This is a genomic window from Thermoleptolyngbya sp. M55_K2018_002, assembly GCF_015295965.1.
In the GTDB taxonomy this organism is placed as follows: domain Bacteria; phylum Cyanobacteriota; class Cyanobacteriia; order Elainellales; family Elainellaceae; genus Thermoleptolyngbya; species Thermoleptolyngbya sichuanensis.
Map to the genome: position 1 here is coordinate 1 of NZ_DVEA01000136.1, position 5029 is coordinate 5029.

Sequence of the window (5029 nt, forward strand, 5' to 3'; positions counted from 1 at the left end):
ATACTACATTCTGCCCCCATTCTTTGTATGTTGAGCTATCTTTCAACACTTCTGAGTTTAACTGTACTATAAACCGTGTTAATATTTTCTTTCTATTGATGATTTTCAATACATCCATCACTGCTAATTACTAAACACCAGGACTTAGGCTGGAAACCTTGTCTACTGTCCTGCCAGCCAGATGAAGTAACCTAAACAATCCTCTGAAATGAGCAATTCTCAATCGCTGGAGGTGGCGGAGGCGCGGGCGATCGCCACGCTGTCTCAGGCCGCAGCGACTTTCTGGGATAGCGGCGATCGCCCCTCGGCGCAAGCGCTGGTAGCAGCCATGCTGGCGGCAGAAACGACCGCACGACACCAAAAAACGCCCCTCGCGTTTGAACATTTATTGGGACAATGGCGGCTTTGTTTTACCACGGCCACGCGCAAAGCCCGCCGACGCGGGATTCGACTGGGGCCGGGTTTTTATTGGCCCAAGTTTGTGCCCGCGCAGATTAGCTTTGCATCGGCTGATCCAGCGACGAACCAAGGCACGATTGCCAATCAGGTGACGCTGGGCGGGCTGTGGCTTCGGTTTACTGGCCCCTGCCGCTTTCAGCCCAAGAAGAATCTGCTGGCGTTCGATTTTACCGAAATGGCGATTGGCGCGGGCGATCGCCCCCTGTGGCAGCGCACCCTGCGCGAAGAATCCCCAGAAGCCTTTGCAGCACGGGCGATCGCCAAATTGCCCTTCTTTTCGTTTTTTCAGGCTAAGCCCCACTTTTTGGCAGCGCGGGGACGAGGCGGTGGTCTGGCAATCTGGGTTAAGCGGCCAGACTGCTAAGAGTCAGATTGCCAAGAGTCAGATTGCCAAGAACCAGATTGCCAAGAGTCACCACATTGCAGGCACCACATTGCAGGCACCACATTGCTAGCAGTCAAACTGCTAGGGCGCGTTTTAAGACCCTTTGATCCCCCCTAGCCCCCCTTAAAAAGGGGGGAACCGAGCCGAACCACTCCGGAAGTCCCCCTTATTTCTAGCGAAGCGGCGCGTAAGCGCGGGGATTTAGGGGGATCGACTCAAGGCAATCAACGACCTAGAAAGGTTTAAGACACCGCCTAGGAGACGGACGCTTCTGACACATCCTCTGGCGTGATGCCGGAAGTCAGAGCATCGGCCGCAGCTTGGGGCGTTTCGCTTTGGGGTTCACTAGAGATAGCATCGGGGGTTGCGTCGGGAACTGCGTCGGGAACCGTAGAGTCAGGGCGATCGCCCTCGACCTCCTCAGCGACAGGCGCAGCAGCGATAGATTTCGACAAAAGCTGTTCGATTTCCACCGACGGCTGGGGCAGGGTTTCCACCTCGGCAATGCGCTCCGGCATCAGGCGGGCGTTGGGGTTGCTGCCGCCCAATCGTTTCAGCATTTTGGATTTGGGATTGTGCCACAGGTATAGGAGGCGATCGCCCTCCTGCAAGACCTCAGTCGAGGCAACCTGAAGCTGCCCATCGCGCTCCACCAGCAGCGGCATCAGCTTGCCATCCGCAATCAGCGTTGCCAGATGTACCTGCTGCTCCACCAGGATCGGCTCCTGAAGAACGGTTTCTCCCAGGCGCACATCGCGATCGTCTAAATAGCGGTTCCAGGTTTTCAGCGGCATTTTGGACACAAAGGCGGGCTGAACCTTGGGCGAGGTGGGGGAAGGTGTAGAGGAACTGGCAGCGCTGGTGGCGATCGCCACGGGTTCGCTCTCCTGGCTCAAATCTCCCGGCACAACGGCCAGCACGCGAGGCGGCTGAAACTCCTCCGCAGCCCGCTGCGCCAGCACTTGATTCACCTGGCCATTGCTGGTTAGCGCCAGAAACGTGCCGACCCGCCCCAGCCCCGCCTGTTCTAGCACGTCCGTATCTAGCGCACTGCTGGCGATCGCCCGCAACCCCTCCTGCTCCGCCAGTTTGCACGCCGCCAAGTCAGTGTCGATCAGCACCACCGATTCGCCCCGCTCCTGAAACATGCGCCCAATCAGCAGGCTCAGCGGGTTGCAGCCGACAATCACCGCGCCCGGCGCCGTCAGCCCCTGCAAAAACACCGTCGAGAGAATCGTCAGAAACACCAGCGCCTTGATCGCCTCACCGCCGCTGATGCCGCGCTGGGTTAGCAAAATCGCAAACAGAGAGGCCACCGAAGCCGACACAATGCCCCTTGGCGCGACCCAGCACATGAAAAGCTTCTGTCGCCAGTTCAGACCGCTGTTCCACGTACACACCGCCACATTCAGCGGCCGCACGATAAACATCAGCGCCAGCACCGTCAGCCCCGCGCCCCAGCCCAGCGCAAACAGGCTTGCCAACGACAAATCCGCCGCCAGCAGCACAAACAAAATCGACACGGCCAAAATCGTCAGTTGCTCTTTGAATCGCCGCAGCAGACGCTCATCGGGAATCGACGAAGCCCGCAACACCAGCCCCGCCAGCACCACCGTCATCAGCCCCGACTCGCTGCGAATACTCTGGGCCAGCCCAAACAAACCCCACACGCCTGCCAGCACCACCAGATTTTTCTGCCCTTCCGACAAAAACTTAGCCTGCTTGAGAAACTGCCCCAGCAGCCAGCCGCCCAGCGCCCCAATGCCGCCGCCAATGCCCAGCCGCAGCAGCAGCCCGCTAGCCACCGACAGCGGAGCCGCGTTGCCGTTCAGAATCACGTCCAGCACCACCACCGCCAGAATCGCACCCACTGGGTCGATCAGCACGCCCTCGCCTTCTAGCAAGCTGGACACCTGGCGATCGACTTGGACTTGTTTCATCAGCGGGCTGATCACCGTCGGCCCGGTGACGACCACCAGCGCGGCGTAGAGAAAGGCGATCGCCCAGGGAAATTCCCCCAGCCAGTGGGCCGCCATGCCGCCACCCAGCAGCGTAATCAGCGTACCCAGGGTGACGAGGTTCCGCAGGCTGCCCGATACCGTGCTGAGCTGCCGCAGTTCCAGGTTTAGCCCGCCCTCAAACAAAATCAGCGCTACCGACAGCGCCACGATGACTTCTAGCCCAAGACCGAGGGACTGCGGATGCAGCCAGTCCAGCCCGTCGCCCCCCAGCAAAATGCCGAAAATCAGCAGAAATACAATGCTGGGCACATTAAAAAACGCCGCTACCACCTGACCGCTAATGCCTGCCAGCACCGCAATCACAAATTGCAGCATCAGTGCCAGCGGCGTTTCGGGAGTGGGCGACAATCCCTCAATCATGGCAACAGGTGGGCACTTGCCGCCCCAAAACACGGTTTACCACAATGCCTTTAGCCAAATGCCTGAATCTGAAGACGGCTGTGAATAGGGTCTGACTCATCATTTTCTAACTGTAATCGGCAACGGGCGGTATAAACCGATCCTAGCTTTCCCCGCGGCCCCCCATTCTCTTCACACGAGGAATCTGGCTGGCTCTCTAGGGGCGATCGCGCTGCTCAGAAATCCGCCGCACAAATCTCACGCAAATCTTGCGCTCACTCCCAGCCGCACCCAGAAAAGCTATACACTGGGCAATGGCTTGTCGTTTTTCTCACCCGTAACCAGCTTTGGGAATTGAGCTTCGCAGCTACGTTTACATTGACCGCTTACAATCCCAGCACGCCGCCTACATGGGCACCGTCGCCGTTGGGTTTCTGCCGCTGCCGGGTGATGCCTCTCTGTGGATCGAGATTTCGCCGGGAATTGAAATCAACCGCCTGATGGACATTGCGCTCAAATCTGCCGTGGTGCGGCCGGGCGTGTTGTTTACCGAGCGGCTGTATGGCTTGCTGGAGGTGCATTCCAGCAGCCAGGGCGAAACCCAGGCGGCGGGCCGGGCGATCCTGGCGGAACTGGGCGTGCGATCGCAGGACTGCTATAAGCCGCGCATTATCTCCAGCCAGATCATCCGCAACATCGACCCGCACCACGCCCAGCTTATCAACCGCAACCGCCGGGGGCAAATGCTGCTATCGGGGCAAACGCTATACGTGCTGGAGGTCGAGCCAGCCGCCTACGCCTCGCTGGCCGCCAATGAAGCTGAGAAAGCAGCGCTGATCAACATTCTGCAAATTTCCTCTGTGGGCAGCTTTGGGCGGCTCTATCTGGGGGGCGAAGAACGGGACATCATTGCAGGGTCTCGCGCCGCAATCGAGGCCATCGAAAACTCGTCGGGTCGGCCGTTCCCTGACGCAGGACGCAAGGAGTAGGGCACGGGAGCAGGCTATGGCAAACGCCGAGCATATAGCGCTGCTGCGGATGGGGGGCGATCGCTGGAACCAATGGAGATCGCACGCTCCCAATGTCACGCCAGACCTTAGCCACGCCAACCTCATCGGGTTCGACCTGCAAGGGATGAATTTGCGTCATGCCAACCTCCAGAGCGCAAACCTGGCCTTTGCGTTGCTCCAAGCCGCCGACCTCAGCTACGCCGACCTGACCCTGGCAACCCTGCACAGCGCCCAGCTTCAGGCGGCTGACCTGTCGAATGCCCTGCTAGTTGGGGCGACCCTGCAACAGGCGGACTTGCGAGATGCCAGCTTTTACCGCGCCAACGCGACCGGGGCAGACCTCAGCTATGCCAACGCCCGCGCCACCAACTTTGCCTATGCCAATCTAGAGCGCAGCAGCCTCGCCTATGCCAATCTGCAACGCGCCACGCTAAACCACGCCAACCTGTGCAAAGCCAACCTGCTAGAAACAGAGTTAATTAACGCCTATCTCTTCGAGGCGCAGCTTCAGGGCGCACAGTTGGTTTCCACGCACCTCAGCCGCGCTTACCTGTTTGGGGCGAATTTTCAACAGGCAACGCTCATCCAGACAGATTTGCGCTGGGCAACGCTCAGCTACGCAAACTTAGGAGAAGCAATTCTGCAAGACACCGACCTCAGCCGCTCTATCCTACAGCCCCGCCTGCCCCAGTGCTAGCATTAAAGCTCCTCTAGGCAAAGCTAAAAACGAAATGGTTAGAGGGTGTTTGAAAAGGTATCGTTTGGGCACCTCGAAAAATTCAGATCCTCTTGAGAATGGCTACGAGAAAAAAGGG

The 5029-nt window shown here is 58.7% G+C and carries 4 protein-coding genes; 3 read left to right on the forward strand and 1 reads right to left on the reverse strand.

The genetic code is table 11. The annotated features are described in order from the left end of the window. The first annotated feature begins 208 nt into the window (after positions 1-208). On the forward strand, positions 209-823 hold the full coding sequence (locus IGS51_RS06585; protein ID WP_297077349.1) for a hypothetical protein: 615 nt from the start codon (positions 209-211) through the stop codon (positions 821-823). Between the two features lie 275 nt (positions 824-1098). Here the strand turns inward: IGS51_RS06585 and IGS51_RS06590 are convergent, their stop codons facing one another. Next, positions 1099-3225 carry a sodium:proton antiporter gene (locus tag IGS51_RS06590; protein ID WP_297077351.1) on the reverse strand — a complete coding sequence of 709 codons (2127 nt, stop codon included), beginning with the start codon at positions 3223-3225 and terminating at the stop codon, positions 1099-1101. 326 nt (positions 3226-3551) lie between these two features. Between IGS51_RS06590 and IGS51_RS06595 the strand changes: the two genes are divergently transcribed. Together IGS51_RS06595 and IGS51_RS06600 are read left to right on the forward strand one after the other, a co-directional pair. After that, the gene (locus IGS51_RS06595) at positions 3552-4193 is read left to right on the forward strand and encodes a hypothetical protein (protein ID WP_172353686.1); all 642 of its coding nucleotides are present in this window, start codon (positions 3552-3554) and stop codon (positions 4191-4193) included. Positions 4194-4209: 16 nt separating this feature from the next. Continuing rightward, on the forward strand, positions 4210-4911 hold the full coding sequence (locus IGS51_RS06600; protein ID WP_297077352.1) for a pentapeptide repeat-containing protein: 702 nt from the start codon (positions 4210-4212) through the stop codon (positions 4909-4911). The last annotated feature ends 118 nt before the right edge of the window (positions 4912-5029 follow it).